We start from the raw sequence: 17,491 nt of genomic DNA on the forward strand, positions 1-17,491 counted from the left end.
TGGAAGAAGGCGCTGAACCAGTTCTCACTGTTCTTCGAGGACCGGCTCAACACCAGGTAACCCCCGGGGACTTACACAAAGTCACTGACACGTCCCAGACCCGGCGCCCAGGTCAGGCGGTGGTCGTAGCGCGGGGGAAGAAGACGCGAACGGGCAGCAGCGGCCCGAGGAAGAGGCCTCGGCCGGGCCGAGTTCAGGAGAACGTGGAGGTCAGGTAGGTCAGGTAAACCCCTCCCTCGCAGTCGGGCATCTTTCGCAGTGTCCAGCGGCCCCGGACGGTCGTGGAGGAGAAGTTCGACTCGGCGTCGTCCTTCTCCACCTCGCCGTCCTTCGGGGCGTATCCGGCCTTGCGGAGCTGCTTGTGCAGAAAGGCCAGGGTGGTGTCGAACCCGCTCCGTACGACCGTGGCGACGATCAGCCGGCCGCCGGTGCGGTGCTCCACATTGGTCACGACCGTGCCCTCGGGCATCGGCAGATCCGCCGGGAAGTCCTTGGGAAGCGGCAGTGAGGCGGCGGTGGGGCAGCCGTCGGGCACGGAGGCGGCCGTGTACGGCGTCGCACGCAGGGGTCCGGCGTTCCGGGTCGTGGGCGAGCATCCGGTGAGGGCCGCCAGACCGAGGACGGCGCCGACCAGCACGGCCGCCGGGGCGAAGGGCTTCACCTAGCGGCCTCCCTTGGACTTCTTGTGCTTGCCGGCGACCACGGCGTCGTACGCGCCGTACAGCGTGTTGCCGGAGGACTGGCGGGCGATGGAGGCCAGTGCGTCGTAGTTCTGCGCGCCGCCGGTGGCGCAGGTGCCGGTGCAGCCGTCGGCGTAGGCGGCGAGCACGCGGCCCTGGGCGTCGAGGGTGACATCGATGAAGTCCAGGAGGTTGCGGTCCTGGCCGCAGGTGGTGCCGCCCGTGCAGATGGACCCCTTCTGTACCGGGTCGGTGGGGGTGGCGTCGACAGTGATCCAGGACTGGCCGCCGTCGTAGGTGGTGGCCACGTACAGGTGCCAGACGCCCTTGAAGTCGGCCGTGTCCTGGTAGTTGCCCCCGGTGGTGGTCCCCAGGAAGGCGAAGGCGGCGCGGTTGTCGTCGCCCGCGGTCACGGCCGGGAAGACGATGTTCTTGATGCCGAGGGACGCGCCGACGTTCTGGTCGTACAGCCACGTCTTGCCCTTGTCGTGGCTGACGGCGATCCGCGCGGTGCCGTCGCTGTTCTGGTAGCCCATGTACACCGTCCCGCCGGCGCCGATTCCCACGCTCGGGTCGGAGTCAGCGGGGGTGCTGGACGGGTTCTTGCGGACGGTCCACGTCAGCCCGTTGTCCTCGGACACGGCCACGGCCTGGTTGCCGCCGCAGCCCTTGTTGGGCACGTACACCGTGCCGTCCGGGGCGACCTTCACATGCCCGTGCAGGCCGCCACAGTCCAGCAGCGAGTACATCGGAACGGCGGGCCCGTACGTCAGACCGCCGTCCCGGCTGACCGCGCAGGAAGCGTCGGCGATGTCCTGGGAGCAGTAGTACACGGCGTTCGGGTACGACGTGACGGCGCCCGGCTCGCCCGTGGTGAAGGGGCCGCCACCGATGCTCTGGTGGTCCACACCGGAGTTGATGCCCGAGCCGCCTGTCGGCGTCCACGTCCCGCCGTCGTCGTCGGTGTAGCAGGTCAGGGCGGTCTTGCCGGCGAGCTGCGACTCGAAGGTGCGGTGGGTGGCCGGGTCGGTGAACAGGATCGGGTCGAGGCTGGTGGTGCTGCCCTGGGGGCAGCCGTTGGTCGCGTTCGCGCTCTTGTCCTGCCAGGTGGCGGCGCCGGCGCCGTCGTAGGTGACCTTGAGCGTCGAAGTGTACGCCTGGAACATCGCGGCACCGGTCGCGCGGTCGACGCCGATCGAGGGTTCGCCGGCGTTGTGCGCGTCCTTGATGCTGTCGGGCGCCGAGGAGTTCGCGTACGTCGGCGGGGTCGCCGTACTCGGCGGCGGATCGGCCGGATCGGGGACCAGGCTCGCGGTGCCGGTGAAGCTGTCGCCGAGCGGGGCGTACGGCACCACACGCACGGTGTACGACGCCGTCACCGCCGGGAGCAGCACGGTCTCCGGGTCGCTGGAGGAGGCGGAGGCGGCCACCTCGCGGCCATCCGCGTCGAGGACGTACAGGTCGAAGTCGGCGGCGGGGTTCGGCCACTTGACGTCGACGCGCAGGCTGTGCCCGGCGTCGTAGCCCACGGGCACTGACACCTTCAGGGTGTAGTCGTCGCAGGGTTGCGCATTCCCGCAGCTCACCGTTCCGGCAGCGCCGGAGACGTTCGGGACGGCGAAGGGACCGGCGCTCCACGTGGTCGTGGGCCCAGTGTCGCTGATCGATCCGGAGGACGGGGTGGCGGCGTCGGCCGACATACTCGGCAGGGTTCCGGCGGTGAGTGCCAGCAACCCGACGGCGAGACGCCCCCGCGACCGCAGGGGGTGGTGAAGACGGAGTGTCGAGAGGAGAGCCACAGGTACCTCGTGGGTTCGCGAGTCGGACCAAGGGTGGTGGTGCGAGTAGCGGTACAGGTGGTGCCTTCGTCTGCTCTACGAGGAGGCAGGCGGCGTCCGTCGCGAGAAACCGAACTCTCTTCGAAAAGGACCGGACACTGCGCAAGGGGTGCACCAGAAAGGACTGTGAACAAGGCTTGACATGGATCAAGCCGTCGTTCCTGTGGATGATGTACCGCTGTGGGTGGGGCATCAAAGAAGCACAGGAGACCGTCCTCGCCGTCGAGATCTCCCGTGAAGGCCTAGAGTGGGCACTGAAACACGCCTGCCTGTCCCACTACGAACATGGGCTCCACACAGACCGCGCCACGTGGAAGCGTCAATTGAAGCGGGCTCCGGCCCGGGTGTAATGGGACCCCGAACGCGACCTGTACCTTCAGCCGCTTGCCCACCGGTCGCTTCAGCTCGGCCTCGCCGGCGAAACCGCACGCCTCTACGCCGGCAGCTCGGGGAGGACCGGGTGAAGTTCGCCTCGGAAGGCCGAGCCCGCCTCGCCGCTCTGCCGGTGCCGCTGCCGCGCCAGGTTATGCGTCGGCTCCGTTTGCTGGTCCAGCCCGACACGATATCGGCGGCCGACAGGGGCTCTTGTGGGGGTAGGTCCACTTGCCGGCGATCAGCTCTCGGTGCCGGCGCAGCAGCGTCACTGGGGTGACGAAGAAGCTGCTCCAGCTCTGACTGGGCACCATGCGCGGCAGGGCCGCCAGCGGGACCCGGTCAGTCGGTTCCAACTACCTCTTGTCGAGCTGGCGTTGGAGCACACCGAGCTGGTGCCGCAGCACGGCAGTTCGACGTCCTTGGCAGCGTTGCCCTGCAGCCGCAGGCCCGCCAGCTCCAGCGACCTACGCGTCAGCAGATGGATCCATGACCACCGCATGGATCTCGATCATGCCCCGGCCAATCACCGCCCCGCAGCGAAACGTCCTGATCAGGGCTCGAACTGGGGTTTTCACGCGGGACAGGCGGCGCGGCGCGGCGCAGACACCGCCGCAGCCGGGAGCGGCGTGGCCGGTGCGCGCTCGGCAGGAGCTGACGGCGGAGTGGACGCCGGAGGGCGGCCCCGTCTCCGTCTCGCTTTCCGTCTCCGGCTCGGCGAAGATCAGCCGTCACAGCCCACGGCCTCGTCCATGGCATTCCCGGGGCCATCGTGCTGGGGAGCCGGCGTGACTACTCCGTCGGGTGTAGAGGACGTTGGGCGTAGCGGAGTGCTGGGTGCAGGGAAGCACCGTCAGGAGCAGTGCGGCCGGGGACGCGAGGGTCGGCGTGGCTGTCGGGGAGCCGTAGTGGTGGCCTTGAGGCTGCTGTGTTGCTGGGGACGGGGAGGCGGAGGCGCTGGTCGGCGCGGTGGCCTGGTTGGTGGCGGTCGGACCTGCGCCCCTGCCGGCCGACGGGGTGCTCGGTGACGCAGAGGGGGTGCTCGGCGACGTGGGCGCGGAGGTGCCGGTCGAGGGAGCGGCCGAGGGAGGCGTCCGGCCGAGCGCTGTCAACACAGCGTCGGTGACCACTCCGTCCGCGTTCGTGGTGAGGACGATGGGGTCGGCGGCGCCGAGCAGATGATCGCAGCCCAGGTTCGTGAACGTCTGGTTGGCCCGTGCCGCGAGGAAACCGAAGAGGTTCGGCGCCATGGCCGGGTCCGGCGAGGGCGCCTTCTCGAAGAGCGGCTTGTCCTTGAAGACGCGCTGGATGCCGCCCGGATCGCTGAAGAGGGTGGTGCAGAAGCCCGCTCCGTCACCGTCGGCGCCGGCACCGACCGCGGGCATGTCGACTCCGGTGCGGTACGCGTTGGTCTTCGCGACGCTGCTACGGCCGTCGACGAGCGTCATCGGGTCGTTCCGCGGGACGAGCGCGATCGGCGCTTTCTGGCGTGCCGCGGCGGACAGTTCGTCCAGCGCTAGGGCGGACGTGGCACGGCCGTCGCCGGACTGGTCGGGCGCGGTGAAGGGCTTGCAGCCAAGGGCAGGGTCCATGAACTGTGTCAGCAACAGGTTGTCGCTGCCGTTGGCCAGATCCTTGGGGGCGCGGGTGGTCGCCGACCTGGCCCCGCCGTTGTGCCGGTGGTGTCGGTCGCCGCGGTTGGTCAGCCGAGCGGCATCCTTGAGTGCGGCCCTGCTCGCGGCGTTGTTCTGGGCGATACGGCCGTGCGCGTCGGCGAGGTAGTGGGTCACCACGTTGTCGCTTCCGTCCTGGTCCACGACGGAGAAGTCCCGCGTGGTCGGGCAGGGTAGGCCGTCCTTGGCTCTCCCGAGTGCCGGAATCCTGAGGTGCCCCTTGGCGATCTGGGCGTTGGCGGCCCGGAAGAAGGCCGGAGCATTGCAGTACGCGAACTGGCCGAAGACCGATCCCGGTAGGCCGTTGACACACTGGCCCCGGGCCGGACCGTCCCGACGGCCGCTTGCCCGCAAGGTCAGCTCGGCACTGTTGAAACCGAACCAGATACCCACGGTCGAGCCGCGCGGCACCGAGGGCCGGGCGGTGGGCGCGGCCGGCTTCGTCCCCTTGTCGATCACCAACGGGTTGTAGAGGGTCAGCTTGCCGTTCGGGGTGACGATCGCGGCTTCCACGAATGCCGACTGGTCGGGGTTGGCCTCGTGGCAGGGTCCCAGCGTCGGGTCGGTCGCGACGAGTCTGTACGGCGTGGCCAGGCCGCGGGCGCTGAGCGGATTGTCCGGCACCAGCAGCGTGCAGTTGGGGTCGGGTTTGCGGGCCGCCGCGTCGGGCTGCGCGGCGGTTGCCTGGTTCCGTTGCGGGCGGTGCTGGGCACGGACTTCCGCCGCGAACACCGACCCCGCGACGACGGCGAGAATCACGGGGCCGCCGATCAGCGCGAGTGACACCTTCGACAGCTTCCGGTGCCGGGCGTGCTCCCGCCGCGCAGTACGCGACGACTGTGTCAGGTCCTTGCGGGCCACTGCGGTGCTCCTCACTGTGCGTCCTTCCGTGGGGAGTGGCCCACGGTCGCGCGGGCGCACGACGGTCATGACAGTGCGGACCCTTCTGGGCGTGGCGGAGAACGAGCAACCGGATCGCCCCGCACGACGGATCCCATCGCGGTACGTGCCGTGCTCGCGGTCGGTTCAACGGCCGCGCCGGTCATTGTCGAACCTTGACCGAGCGGGAGGCTGAATCCCTGGTCGCCGCACGCTGAAGAGAGGTCAGCCGGATCGGCTCGGGGCGGACCGCGAAGGGGGCATCGTGCCGGGGAGCCGTCGTGACTGCTCTGCCGGGTGCAGGGGAGGAAAGTCGTGCGGTGATGCCGCCAGGTCGGTAACGGAGCACATCGCGAACCGGAGGGTGCTCGCTGTCCGGGAAGGGGTCCGGGCTGAAGCGCATGAGCCTGTTCCGGGTCTCCTCGCATCCGTTCGACGCACATGGGGGCACTCGCCCAGGGACAGGCCGTCTGCGGCATGAACCCTCTTCCTGCGGAGGCTCAGGGCTCCGCTTGACTTCGAGTGCCCTCGAATTCGTAGCGTTCCGGGTATGAGCACTGCACAGCACAAGATCGGATCCGGTTTCGGCGCCACCAGCACCGCCGACGACGTCCTGCAGGGCCTCGACCTGACCGGAAAGCTTGCCCTCGTCACGGGCGGCTACTCGGGGATCGGCCTGGAGACCACCCGGGCGCTCGCCAAGGCCGGGGCCCAGGTGGTCGTGCCCGCCCGCCGCCCGGCCACGGCCGAACAGGCGCTGTCCGGCATCTCGGGAGTCGAGCTGGACGAGTTGGACCTCGGCGACCTGGACAGCGTGCGCGGCTTCTCCGAGCGGTTCCTCGCCTCCGGACGGACCATCGACATGGTGATCGACAGCGCCGGGATCATGGCATGCCCGGAGACACGGGTGGGGCCCGGCTGGGAGGCCCAGTTCGCCACCAACCACCTCGGTCACTTCGCCCTCGTCAACCGTCTGTGGCCCGCGATCGCGCCGGGCGGTGCCCGGGTCGTCTCCGTCTCCTCTCGTGGGCACCACTTCTCCGGCATCCGCTGGGACGACATCCACTGGCGGCAGGGCTATGACAAGTGGGAGGCCTACGGTCAGGCCAAGACCGCCAACGTCCTGTTCGCCGTGCAGCTCGACAAGCTCGGCCGCGATGCCGGCGTCCGGGCCTTCGCCCTGCACCCCGGCGGCATCATCACGCCGCTGCAACGGCACCTGCCCAAGGAGGAAATGATCGAGCGCGGCTGGATCGACGAGGACGGCAACGTGCTCAACCCCGAGGGTTTCAAGACCCCGCCGCAGGGTGCGGCCACCCAGGTGTGGGCGGCGACCTCGCCGCAGCTGGACGGGCTAGGTGGCATTTACCTGGAGGACTGCGACATCGCCGAGCCCGCGCCGGAGGACGACGCCGAGCGCTTTGGTGTGAAGGACTGGGCGATCGACCCGGAGCAGGCGGCTCGGCTGTGGGAGCTGTCGGCGGAGCTCACCGGCGTCAACGCGTTCGCCGCCTAGAGCTCTCGCGAATCCGTGGCACGTTCGGGGATGCGGAGTCCCAGCGCCGGCATGGCGTGACTGGTGCGGCCGTTGCCAGGGCCCCGTGGGAATCGCCGACCGTTCGGTGTCACCGTCGGTCGGGTGGTCGAATCAGGCTGGCCACGCACAGTGCCGTACCCGGCAGCACGCGGTTGGCTCCGCCCGGTCGCCGTGCTGGGGGGGGGAACCAGTCTTACGGATACGGTATGGCGGTTGCGGCCGGTGCTGTGGGGTATGCCCGGCGACCGGGCCGGAACGTCTGCCAAGGATGCGCCGACGATGGGAGTCGTCATCCCCCCAGATTCTGCGGATCGGGGCGCAGTGCCTCCTCGATGGCCTTCGAGGCGGGCGGTGGCAGCCGAGACGAAAGGCGCTGCCCGAGGCAGGAGCCGGACGCCCCGGACCAGGTGCCCGACATCGACGCGATGACGGACGAGGAACTGCAGAGCGCCGGGAGGGATGCGCACACCGGGCAGGTGGCTTGACCGGCTCTTGGCGTGCGCCGGAAGCGATCTCAGAAGCTGAGGTTCCCTTGTGCCACCACGCCCGTATCGTCAGCGGTCGACTCGCCCCTCGGACACTCGCCATAGCGATACGCGGATGAGGGCCTCGACCTTACGGTCGGGGTCCTCGTTGCGTTGTCGTAGGTGATCGTGATCCCGTGCGCCTCGTAGAGCGGGCCCTTTTTCTCCGCGTCGACGGCGTGCACGCGTTGCGCGAGTGTAGCCGTCGCTCTTCTTCCCGCCCGAGCTCATGACCTACCCCCGTCCGACAGCGCCGCCGCGATCTCCGCTTCCTGGTCCTGGTATGCGCCGTGATTCTTCTTCGTCTTCGTCCCGAAGTCGTCCACGAGGCCGTGGATATGGGTGACGATGTCCTCGAGGTGCTGCTTCATCTCCGTGTGCGCAAGATGCAGTTCGTTCGCCTCGGCGAAATCCGCACTGCCTAGTGCGCCGTCCGGCAGGTACGTCTGGTAGCGCGAGTCGGAGCTGGTATCGCCCAGATTCGAGATGATTCGGTTGAGTTGTGTGACCACACCGTCCAGTGCGCTCAGATCGACCTTCAGCTCGCCGCTGGCCACCGCGAGTGCCCCCTGTCCCCGTGCGGCTGATAGCGCATGCAATGTTATTGGCTGCATCAGACAGCGCACAGCGCCCCCTCTCTTTCCGGCCTCGATGAGAACGGAGGTTTGGGTGCCCAACGGCTGGATCCAACGTCAAACGGCCTTCCAGGCTCCGCCGGTGACGACCCGCACCGGTTCCAGATGACGTTGAGCTGGGCTCGTGCGCAGTCGCCGTGCACGGGCACGGTTTCAGCGACTTGGTGACGTCCGTCGACGTGTACGGGCCCTGTCGGCCTCCCCTCGTCGCACTGCAGCAGATGCCCGAGATGCCGGTCGACCTGGACCAGGTCGGCGATGGCGATGAGAGCGCGGGCGGCTTCGATGCGCTGTGGGGCGGTGCCCCGCTTGTCGACCATGTCAGTGTGCGCAACTCGGGGTTCACGCCTGCCACCAGCGAACTGTCAGCTGACGCTCATACCCCGTTCCGGCCACTGTCTACGCTGCTCGAGCACGGAGTTGATCTTCCGTGATGCCTTGAGGAACGTGTAGTCGGCGTTGCCGTCGTCGGATGTCGAAGTGCGGCTGGCCGTATCCACGGTGAGCGTCCGGTCCATTTCCGCGGGGTCTTCACCGAAGGAGTAGCGAATGGAGTCCGGTTGTTCGGACAACTTCTTGAAGTAAACCAAGGACGCCATTACTATTCGCTCTCGAAGTCTTCCCGCTTGTTGAGCGGAACCTTGCTCTGCCAATTGTAGTTTTGGTTGGCCACTCGATGTGCTTCCTGGTAAGTCGCGCCCGGGTGCGTGCGCAGGTACTCGAGCTCGGTGACTTCGTGTTCGAGCAGCACGTGGTCTTCCGGCAGAGCGTTGCCGGAGCGGAGGCGGATCCAGGCATCGGCGATCTCGGCGTCCGCGTCGAACTTGCGGGTGACGACCTCGCCGGTTTCGTAGTCCTCGATCGGGTGCTCGCGATGGTGTGGCGGCGACGTGGTCACGACTGTGTCGTCATCACGCGGTGCTGTTGCCATCCCTCGGTCGGGGGAGGGTGTGACGCGGAAGGGGCGTCCTCACCGCAGGTGTCGTAGCTGCGCAAACAGGACCCCAGCCCCGCGCCACTGGCCTGGGGCTGGGGCGGAACTTTCTACCTGATCAGGCCCCGGCTCCGCTCCGCTCCGCCGGGCGCGCTTCCCGGCTCCGCTGCGGGCCGCTCCTGCCCGCTCCGCCCGCGCTGCGCCGACACGCGCCCACTGGTGGATAGGGCCGGTGACCATGAGTCGATCACCGCGTACGCGACGGTCAGAACAGTGCCTCCGACGGGGGATCGGCCGACACCGGGATGGGGCACCGTCGCCGACCGCAGGTCCGCGGTGGCGGATGCTGGGAGCTCCCATCCCGCAGACCATCGACCCAGGCAGAGCCGAGCAGACGCGGTCCAAGCGTCCAGTCGTTCGTACAGTGGCGCGCTCCACCTGGACGCCATGGACCACGCCTGCTCCACGGTGTGTGGGCCGACGGCGTACGGGACGGGAGCTGAGGTAGGTGGTGGTCAAGGTCGTCAGCCGGTGCGGCCGGGAACGCATCCGCACCTGCGCGCGGTCAAACTGTGGGAGGGACGGCCCGGGTCAGGGGTTCAAGATCTCCGTACAGGGCGGTGTGAAGCGCGGCAGCGAGCTCGCGAGCTCGTTCTTCGCTCCGCAGCCCGTGCATCATGAAGTAGATCGGCCCCGTGTAAGCGCCCCAGTCGACCTCGTGCCTTTCCACGAGGCGGGTGATTGCGGCCCGGACTTCCTCGTTGACCGCGTCGGCGACTGCGTGCCCGGGGCCGGCAGTGAGCGTGTCCGCCTTCACGGTCCACCGGTGTCCTTCGCATTCGATGGCGACGAACACGGCACTGGCCGCCATGGCGTTTCGGTACGCGTGGTGGAACGCGCCGGTGCCGGTGGCGACCGGGATGAGGTGGGCGGGGCACGGAACCGGCAGCGGCTGCACGAGGAGCATTATTACAACCCGTGAGGTTCAATCGCGCTCAGTGACGCACCGGTCGGCGGCGGCAACCCCCTGATCCATGGAATAGCCGGTACACGCCCGTGTCCGGGTCCAGCACTTCCGGGCCAGGCCGGAAGATCTGAACGGTGTCCACCATGATCCGCTTCATGACCGGCCCGAAGGCGGCCAGCGAGATGGGGCTGCTCATGCGTTCGAGCGTAAACGCCCGCGCGGACACCTCCAGGCCACGCTGGAGGAAGGTGATCTCTCGCAGCCAAGTTTGAGCATTCCCAGCGAAGGCTGGTGACAGCTCGGTCTTCTCAGCGAAGATTGAGTGGCCATTGGGGCCTGGCCACAGTCACACGGGTCCGTAGACGGCGGCGGGGGCACCGGTCATGAGCGCCCAGTAGCGGTCCCCGTATGACCAGTGCCACCACTCGCTTGGATAGTTGACGAAGCCCTCCTCGCGCAGGCACTGGGCCAGCAGGTTGCGGTTGTCGCGCGCGGTCGGCGATAGGCCCGGAGCGTCGAAGGGACACCACCTCTCATCGCCCGTGCGGTGTCCGTTGACCGCGCCGCCCATGTCCAGTTCCCCGCCATCCGTGTGGATGAGCGTCAGGTCCACGGCCGCGCCAGCGCAGTGCGGGGCCACCTCGACCGGGGAGACGAAAGCGCTGGCCTGGCGCCGAAGCTCTGCCCGGTCACTGATGCCCGAACGGCGAAGGCGATCCTCATACCTTGCGAACCGACGGGCCTGCTCGGCCGGACTGCGATGGCCTTCGATCACAAGGAGTCCGATGCCGCCGGGGAGCCTCTCGGATGCTGAGCGCAGGCGTTCGAGTACGCCGATCCTTACCCGTCCGTATGCTCCGCGCTCGTCCCGTTCTCGCGGATCCAGTTTTACGGCTGGAACGGTGGCGATCTCCGCAAGGGGTTCGCCGCAGTCTGCCACCGGGGTGCCGATCACTCGCGGATCGCTCAGCAAGATCATGCTGAACGAGCCTAGCGCCTCGGATCAGCAGCTACCCGGGCAGAGAGTCCCCCGGACAAAGCCCGGGCGACGCGGTGCCCGCAGCACCCACAACACGCGAGCCCCACACGACTCCTATCCGTTCGGTCTCGCGCAACTCGGTGCTCAAGCTTCGGCGAGAACACTCAGCCTTCGCTGCGGCAGGTCAGAAGGCTGTCGCGGCTCCCGATGCCGTTTTCTTTTGGGGCCGTTAGGAGCAGCAACTCGGTTGTATGGACGGAGTGAGACACCCAGGTGTTACCGCAGATCGCGATAGCCCGGCAGTAGTCTGTGCTGCACCGACGTGATCAGCGGGCGCCCGCAGTGGCAGGTGAGAAGTCGAGCAGGGCGAAGTTGGCGATGGGGCGGTAGCCGATCCGTTGGACGAGGCCGTTGCTGGTGGGGTTGGCCAGGTTCGTGAAGAGGAGTATCTCCTGCGGACCGGCGGTCAGGGCGACCCGTGTCACCTCGGTCATCGCCGCGCCGGCGTAGCCGCGGCCTCGGAAGTGGTTCGGGGTGTAAGCGATGGCCAAGCGGATCTGCCCGGCGACCATCGGGTTCACGCCGACCATGGCGACGGGGGTGCCGTCTGGTGCCTCCCACAACGTGATTCCTCCGGAGGCGATGCGTGTGTCTGTCCACTCTTGGGGCTCCCCGGAGGGGGGTTCTCCGATGGACGCGGCGAAGTCCGCGTAGAGGAGCGCAACTTCCGTGCGGTCCTGCTCGCTCGCGACGCGGGCCCGACCTTCCGGGAGTTGCTGTGGCGGGGTGAGGGTGTCCAGGCGATACAGGCTGTCCTTGGGGAGGCAGCCGCCGCCGTACCCGATGCCGGCTTCATGCCGCCGCTGCCAATGCGGTGGTCGAGACCGAGGATCTCCACGATCTGGGAGACATCGGCGCCAGCGGCCTCGCACATGTCGACCACGGCGTTGATGTAGCTGATTTTCAGACCGAGGAAGGTGTTCGCCGCGCCCTTCGCCAGTTCAGCGGTCTGCGGGCCGGTGACGAGGATCGGCACGCCGGCGTCCAGGATGGGGGCGTAGACGGCGCGGATCGTCTTCTCACCCTCGGCGGTGGTGACACCGGCGATGAGGTGGTCCGGGCGCAGGGTGTCCTGCACCGCGTGTCCCTCGCGGAGGAACTCCGGACTCCACACGACGTCGACGGCTTCGCCCGCAGGGGCCAGGCGCTGGGCGAGGGCGGTGACCTGGTTGGTCGGGCCAACGGTGACCGTCGACTTCCCGACAATCGTGCACGGTCGGTCGAGGTGGGGGGCGAGTTGGCGGATGGCGCCGTAGACCTGTGCGGTGTGAGTCTCTATTCGAACCGGGGTGGTTCAGTGGGGGTGTTGTAGTCGTTGAGAAAGGGGCTGTGGCGTTCGGTGAGTGGGCCGACGCCAAGATCTGCACGCATGAGCTTGCGCATCTCGGCGGCTGCTTTGCCGCGTGCCTCCCAGCGGGCGCGATCCTCTGGACTGCTGACAACAGTGCCGTCGACGTAGCCGTCGCAAATGCTTCGCAGGCAGTGGAACACGCTGTTGGAAGCGTTGACGACGGGTTGGGGCGCCATGAGCCACATCCGTTCGGATGCGATGGCTATGCCTGAATCCCGAAAGGCTTCGCGCAGCGCAAGCGCCCGCTCGTCGTCGGACGGGTGCTCTCGCTCGGCCAAGGCCCGCAGGGTCTCACCCAGGACCTTCACGGTGGTCGTGTACTGCGTGTAGATGTCGAGCCGCAGCCGAAGAGCTTCTTTGACATCCTCGCGCTTCCACCGATTCCGATCGGCGATGAGAGTAGCGACGACGCCGATCGTGGCCCCGGCCAGGGTGGAGAGCAGTGGCAACCAATCCATGCGTGCCAGCTTGGGCCATCCCGTGACGGCGGCACCAGGTGGGCTTCGCTGGTGACGGGATCTCCGGGCACCTCATAACGGGTGCCCCCGACGGGGGACACGGAGCATGGGGGCCAGTGGAACCACTGTTCGGCGGCGAGCAGTTGGTCATTCAGACGGTGGTGCAGCTGAACCGGCAGGCCGTCGGAATGTAGCCGCGAGTTCGACTCCCTGGCGGGGTGCATGGACTGGGGAACAGAGAAAGACACTCGCTGGAACGCGAACCAGCGGCTCTGTGGACCTCGACACTCGATCAGCTCACACCCGGGGACGGGAGCCGGGACGGGGCTGGGCGGGCCGTGCCGGACGATTCCGAGGTGGTCGCCGGCGCCCGTGGCGGCGACGAACACCGGGAACCGTGCCCGGTGGGCCTCGAGACGAATCAGGGGCATGGCCCGCGCCGGATTCGCGGTTGAGTTGCAGGACTTTGGGACGGCATCTCCCGGCAACATCAGGCTGACGGCCTGTCAAGTACAGACACCCGAGCAGACGGAAATCATGGGCAGTCTCACCGAGGCCGACTTGAAGGAGCTGGCCGGTGCCCGTTCCTTCGAGCGCGCGCTCAGATACCTGGATGCGGCGTCCGGAGTCGAGGTCGGTGACGGCTGGGTCACCGCAAGCGTTCACGGCACGGAACGGTATGAGGTGGAGCTGCCCCTGGATGGGCCCGGTGGGCCGGCTGGCACGCCGTCGCCTGGCTACGCCGGATGAGTTCACCGCATACGTCACGACCCTGCGCACCGTCCAGAAACGCAAGCGGAACCTGATCCGCCTGATGGACGAACACGGTCTGTGAGCCGGACGACTGCGTCCCGGAGCCTACCCGGCCACGCTGTCCTCGTACCCGTGCCGCCGGATGGTGCTCTTCATGCTTCTCACGCGGCCTGAGCCCGGCGAGTTGCCGCGCGGTCAGCCGACGTGAACCGTCAGTCGTCCCAGCGGTCCCACTCGTCCCGATCTCGTCAAAGCGGTGAATTGCTCCCGCACGGTGCCCTCGTCGGCCCGGACCGGCTACGGGGCGGTCTTCCGCGTCAGGACGACCAGGTTGACGACGATGCCGGGCAGGAGGAGAAGCAGGACGGGGACAAGGAGGTTCTTCGAGACCGACGGCCCCGTGCTCAGCAGCCCCCAGCGAGAGACGGTGACAGAGCCTGCCAACGAGGCCCACAGCGCGGTTTCCAGCGCGGCGAGCCACTCACCCTCGCGAATGTGGAAACCGCTGGCCATCAGCGAAACCACGGCGATGCCGATGCCCGCCAGCGGGGTGGTCCACTGAGCGTGGCCAGCATCTGCGGCCCGACCAGGCCGACGGCGGCGGCGACCTCGGCGGCTCCGATGACAATCGTGAGGCCCCGCGGCAGATCGTCGAAGCCGACCCAGCGGTCGATGCCGCGGCCGATCACCTTGGGCAGGCCTGCGGCGAGGAAGAACAGCGCGAGGAAGCCCTGCGCAATCCCTGCAGTGACGTCGAACATGGTGGTCTCCTTCCGGTCGTCAGGGTCGACGACTCATTCCGGGCTCTTGCCGAAGGCCTCGCGCCGTATGAGCTGCCACAGGGTCGGTGCGCCCTCGGGGGTCGTCACGGCTACTCGCCTGCTGCTCCACCGCCCGTCCCCGGCCTGCGCGAGGAGGCAGGCGGCGAGGTCGGCCCGGCTGGTGAAGACGCCGTCCGCGTGGTCCTCCTGGAGGCGGTAGTCGCTGACCTTCTCGGCGTCGAAAAGTCCGGAGGGACGCATGACCGTCCAGTCGAGGTCGCTGTCCGCGAGGAGCGTCTCCATCGCGGTCATGTCGGCGTACGTCGTCCTGCCGATCGTTCGGGTGATCAGCGGCTGCACCACCCGGTTGAGCACGACGCCGCCTTCCGCGTGCGGACGTGGGTCCAGCGCACTGGAGCTGACGGCGACGATGCGGGTGACACCGTGTAGGCGCATCGCGGTGACGATGTTCGCGACACCTGTGCTGTAGACGCTGATCGGGTCGCGGCTGAAGGGCACGCCGAGCGCCGAAAGCACCACGTTCGCACCGCGGACGGCCTTCACGACGTCGTCCTCGAGGTAGACGTCGGCCGGGACCACGTCGAGATGCTCGTGGGCGAGCGGGAAGACGTCGGGATGCCGGGTGACCGCAGTCACCCGGTGTCCCGCTTCCAGGGCTTGGCGGGTGAGCAGGCGGCCGGTCTTGCCGTTCGCACCGAAGATGACGAGCTTCATTCGGGTACCTCTGTCCTGTTGGGCGATGGTTCCGAGGTGAAGTCGGATCAGCCGCCGTAGATGTGACAGTGCCGGGCGCGGCGCCTGCGGCCACCCGCTCGCTCAGCCTGAGGCGCAGGGGTCGCCCCGGCTGCGCCGGTCACCTGCGCGCGCGTCAGTTGCCGCAGACGCTCGGGGCCGAAGTTGTGTCCGTGGCCTGGGCGGACGACGGACACGTCCAGCCGAGCGAGCCGCTGCATGCTTGGCCGGTGGGCGCGCAGGGCCGAGTCGGGAAGGCTGACGATGAGCCGGCCGTCGTAGATCACGTCGCCGGCGTACGGCACCCCGGTGCGGTGCTCGGGGAGGGCGATGCACGCGGCGGTGTGACCCGGCGGATGGCAGACCGACAGCGCGCGGTCGCGCAGGCCAATGGTGTCCCCGTTCTGCAGCGGGCGGATCGTCTTCATCGGCTCGATCTGGTAGGTCCGCGTGTCGAACCCGGGCCCGGGCATGACGCTGAGCAGCAGCCCGGGAAGGGCTCGTCGCAGGATCGAGGCCGAGCCGCTCGTGGAGTTCGAATCCGTAGAGGCTCGCGAGGATTCCCGCCTCGAGGATGGCAGCGGCGGTCTGGTGGGCCGTCCGGTCGGCGAACTCGCAAGCTCAGCCGACACGGTCCGGGTGGACGTAGGTGGGTAGGACGTGCGGTCTCTATCGAACAGTTGCGCAGCGTGCCGTTGCCGTCCTGCCACGTCCCGGCCCGTGTCGACGACGACGGCGCGGCCCGGCTTCGCGTAGCCACCAGAGGTCCGCTCCAAGCAACGGAGCGACATTCGGCTCGGTGATCCTGGGGACGCCGCCGTCCCGTTCCTGGGGCCTTTTCCAGGAGTTCGCCACGGCGGGTCGCCCGCCCGTACCCGCGCTCCAGGGCGCTGTCGTGGTCCTCATCAGCAGATCGTCAGGGTGGCGAGCTTGGCTGCGTCCAGGACCAGGTCGATCTCGGCGATGCGGTCGGAGACGACGGTCATCCCTACGACCGCGACCACGCTCGACCTGGTCCTGGCGATGATTCCGGCGGCGCCGTTGACCAGGGCCGGTTCGCACAGCGTGGCGAACCGAGGGCCGTGCGTCGCGGCGTGGGCCGCGACATCGGCCGCGCCGGTCAGCAGCGCCGGTGCGAGCCAGGTTTGTGATCCGGTGTCGACGCGGAACACCACGTCGGGGTCGAGCAGGGTGAGGAGTGCCTCGAAGTCGCCCGCCCGGGACGCGGCGAGGAACGCGTCCACGACCCGGCGCTGGGTGCGGAGGTCGGCGTCTGGTACGGTCGCGGTCCCGCGCAGCCGCCGCCTCGCGCGGCTGGCGAGTTGGCGCGCCGCCACCGGGGTACGGTCCACGATCGGGGCGATCTCGTCGAACGGGACGCCGAACATGTCGTGGAGCACGAACGCGAGCCGTTCGGCGGGCTCAAGGCTTTCCAGGACGACGAGCAGAGCAAGTCCGATCGAGTCGGCCAGAAGGCTCGCCTGCTCCGGGTCAACCGTCTCGCCGGTGGTGACGACCGGCTCGGGAAGCCATCCGGTGAGCTGCTCGCGTCGCGACTTCCTGGCACGCAGCATGTCGATGCAGACCCGGCCGACCAGCGTGACCAGCCAGCCGTCAATGCTCTCGATGGTACCGGCATCGGAGCGGGTCGTGCGGATCCATGCCTCCTGGAGGGCGTCGTCGGCGTCGGTGAGCGTGCCGAGCATCCGGTACGCCACCGCCCGCAACCGCGGCCGGTGCAACTCGAACTGCTCGGCGAACCAGTTGTCGTCCATCTGCATCCCGCTCTCCCCACTCCCGGCCTCAGCCGCCCCGGGCCGGTGCCATCCCGGCCGACGATGTCATGTCAGATGCGGCGAGTTGGCATCCTTCGACGCCACACCCGCCGGTGGAGCACCCCAGCCGGCAGCGGCAGGATCGTGGTCCGCGCACGCTCGTCGGCCATGCGGGCGCGGCGCCTCCAGGCGTCGGCTCAGTTCTCGATGTCACCCTGCGAGATGTCAGGCATCGACTTTCCTCCTCGTCATTTCCTCTCCCCTCGCGTACAGCCAGGTTCAGAGACTTGGTCGGATCGAGCCATGGAAACGTGACACGGCGGAGTACGTCTGCCTCAGCCGTACTGCTCCGCCGGCTCGTGCGGGAACTGGGTTGCGAGCCTGTCAGCCACTCTCGTGGTGGTCGGCCACAACCGAGCCCGATCTGCAGCACCGCATCCCCGACCTCGTCGACCGACGAAAGGCCGGCCCGTACCGGCGGGATTTCGAGACGTCATTGCTGAAGCGGTCGGCCGTGTATCCGGTGAGCCTGCGCCGTGCTGGGCGACCTTCAGTGCCTGCG

At 68.4% G+C, this 17,491-nt stretch carries 18 protein-coding genes and 2 pseudogenes; 3 read left to right on the forward strand and 17 right to left on the reverse strand.

The window, feature by feature from the left end:
* Positions 1-193: 193 nt before the first annotated feature.
* Positions 194-661, reverse strand: a complete 468-nt coding sequence (locus tag ACFY2Z_RS39430) for a hypothetical protein (RefSeq protein WP_390748817.1) — start codon at positions 659-661, stop codon at positions 194-196.
* Positions 662-2,221, reverse strand: a complete 1,560-nt coding sequence (locus tag ACFY2Z_RS39435; RefSeq protein ID WP_390748818.1) for a sialidase family protein — start codon at positions 2,219-2,221, stop codon at positions 662-664.
* Positions 2,222-2,616: 395 nt separating this feature from the next.
* On the opposite strand from ACFY2Z_RS39435, the pseudogene ACFY2Z_RS39440 reads away from it, so the two are divergent.
* Positions 2,617-2,958 (forward strand): annotated as a pseudogene (locus ACFY2Z_RS39440) (DUF4291 family protein); the annotation flags it as partial.
* A 663-nt stretch (positions 2,959-3,621) separates the two neighbouring features.
* On the opposite strand, the gene ACFY2Z_RS39445 reads toward ACFY2Z_RS39440, so the two are convergent.
* The gene (locus ACFY2Z_RS39445; protein ID WP_390748819.1) at positions 3,622-5,439 is read right to left on the reverse strand and encodes a hypothetical protein; all 1,818 of its coding nucleotides are present in this window, start codon (positions 5,437-5,439) and stop codon (positions 3,622-3,624) included.
* A gap of 553 nt (positions 5,440-5,992) precedes the next feature.
* On the opposite strand from ACFY2Z_RS39445, the gene ACFY2Z_RS39450 reads away from it, so the two are divergent.
* The gene (locus ACFY2Z_RS39450) at positions 5,993-6,958 is read left to right on the forward strand and encodes an SDR family NAD(P)-dependent oxidoreductase (RefSeq protein ID WP_390748820.1); all 966 of its coding nucleotides are present in this window, start codon (positions 5,993-5,995) and stop codon (positions 6,956-6,958) included.
* Between the two features lie 772 nt (positions 6,959-7,730).
* On the opposite strand, the gene ACFY2Z_RS39455 is transcribed toward ACFY2Z_RS39450, so the two are convergent.
* The 9 genes from ACFY2Z_RS39455 to ACFY2Z_RS39495 all read right to left on the reverse strand — a co-directional run bounded on the left by ACFY2Z_RS39455 (position 7,731) and on the right by ACFY2Z_RS39495 (position 12,887).
* Entirely contained in the window at positions 7,731-8,060 is a 330-nt protein-coding gene (locus ACFY2Z_RS39455) for a hypothetical protein (RefSeq protein WP_390748821.1), read from the reverse strand.
* 443 nt (positions 8,061-8,503) lie between these two features.
* Positions 8,504-8,728 (reverse strand): hypothetical protein, encoded by a 225-nt coding sequence (locus tag ACFY2Z_RS39460; protein WP_390748822.1) that lies wholly within the window; start codon positions 8,726-8,728, stop codon positions 8,504-8,506.
* Between the two features lie 11 nt (positions 8,729-8,739).
* A complete protein-coding gene (locus ACFY2Z_RS39465; protein WP_390748823.1) occupies positions 8,740-9,036 on the reverse strand; it encodes a hypothetical protein in 297 nt (98 codons plus the stop codon).
* Between the two features lie 601 nt (positions 9,037-9,637).
* Entirely contained in the window at positions 9,638-10,030 is a 393-nt protein-coding gene (locus ACFY2Z_RS39470; RefSeq protein WP_390748824.1) for a hypothetical protein, read from the reverse strand.
* 37 nt (positions 10,031-10,067) lie between these two features.
* On the reverse strand, positions 10,068-10,235 hold the full coding sequence (locus ACFY2Z_RS39475; protein WP_390748825.1) for a hypothetical protein: 168 nt from the start codon (positions 10,233-10,235) through the stop codon (positions 10,068-10,070).
* Between the two features lie 150 nt (positions 10,236-10,385).
* Positions 10,386-11,018: a M15 family metallopeptidase gene (locus ACFY2Z_RS39480; protein ID WP_390748826.1), complete on the reverse strand. Its 633-nt coding sequence runs from the start codon at positions 11,016-11,018 to the stop codon at positions 10,386-10,388.
* Between the two features lie 326 nt (positions 11,019-11,344).
* Positions 11,345-11,641: a GNAT family N-acetyltransferase gene (locus ACFY2Z_RS39485; RefSeq protein ID WP_390748827.1), complete on the reverse strand. Its 297-nt coding sequence runs from the start codon at positions 11,639-11,641 to the stop codon at positions 11,345-11,347.
* Positions 11,596-12,357: a hypothetical protein gene (locus tag ACFY2Z_RS39490; protein ID WP_390748849.1), complete on the reverse strand. Its 762-nt coding sequence runs from the start codon at positions 12,355-12,357 to the stop codon at positions 11,596-11,598. The genes ACFY2Z_RS39485 and ACFY2Z_RS39490 overlap by 46 nt, the downstream gene beginning before the upstream one ends.
* Positions 12,354-12,887 (reverse strand): hypothetical protein, encoded by a 534-nt coding sequence (locus ACFY2Z_RS39495; RefSeq protein WP_390748828.1) that lies wholly within the window; start codon positions 12,885-12,887, stop codon positions 12,354-12,356. The genes ACFY2Z_RS39490 and ACFY2Z_RS39495 overlap by 4 nt, the downstream gene beginning before the upstream one ends.
* Before the next feature lie 537 nt (positions 12,888-13,424).
* On the opposite strand from ACFY2Z_RS39495, the pseudogene ACFY2Z_RS39500 reads away from it, so the two are divergent.
* Positions 13,425-13,610, forward strand: a pseudogene (locus tag ACFY2Z_RS39500) (hypothetical protein); the annotation flags it as partial.
* A gap of 327 nt (positions 13,611-13,937) precedes the next feature.
* Here ACFY2Z_RS39500 and ACFY2Z_RS39505 read toward each other — a convergent pair.
* The 5 genes from ACFY2Z_RS39505 to ACFY2Z_RS39525 all read right to left on the reverse strand — a co-directional run bounded on the left by ACFY2Z_RS39505 (position 13,938) and on the right by ACFY2Z_RS39525 (position 16,935).
* Complete coding sequence (locus ACFY2Z_RS39505) at positions 13,938-14,153, reverse strand: hypothetical protein (protein WP_390748829.1); 216 nt, start codon at positions 14,151-14,153, stop codon at positions 13,938-13,940.
* On the reverse strand, positions 14,153-14,401 hold the full coding sequence (locus ACFY2Z_RS39510) for a DoxX family protein (RefSeq protein ID WP_390748830.1): 249 nt from the start codon (positions 14,399-14,401) through the stop codon (positions 14,153-14,155). The genes ACFY2Z_RS39505 and ACFY2Z_RS39510 overlap by 1 nt, the downstream gene beginning before the upstream one ends.
* Positions 14,402-14,434: 33 nt before the next feature.
* Positions 14,435-15,136, reverse strand: coding sequence for an NAD(P)-dependent oxidoreductase (locus ACFY2Z_RS39515; RefSeq protein ID WP_390748831.1), 702 nt, complete (start codon positions 15,134-15,136; stop codon positions 14,435-14,437).
* A 47-nt stretch (positions 15,137-15,183) separates the two neighbouring features.
* Positions 15,184-15,627 carry an MBL fold metallo-hydrolase gene (locus tag ACFY2Z_RS39520; RefSeq protein ID WP_390748832.1) on the reverse strand — a complete coding sequence of 148 codons (444 nt, stop codon included), beginning with the start codon at positions 15,625-15,627 and terminating at the stop codon, positions 15,184-15,186.
* Between the two features lie 432 nt (positions 15,628-16,059).
* Positions 16,060-16,935: a sigma-70 family RNA polymerase sigma factor gene (locus tag ACFY2Z_RS39525; RefSeq protein WP_390748833.1), complete on the reverse strand. Its 876-nt coding sequence runs from the start codon at positions 16,933-16,935 to the stop codon at positions 16,060-16,062.
* Positions 16,936-17,491 lie beyond the last annotated feature (556 nt).

It is taken from the genome of Streptomyces sp. NPDC001222 (assembly GCF_042896945.1).
GTDB classification, from domain to species: Bacteria; Actinomycetota; Actinomycetes; order Streptomycetales; family Streptomycetaceae; genus Streptomyces; species Streptomyces gibsoniae.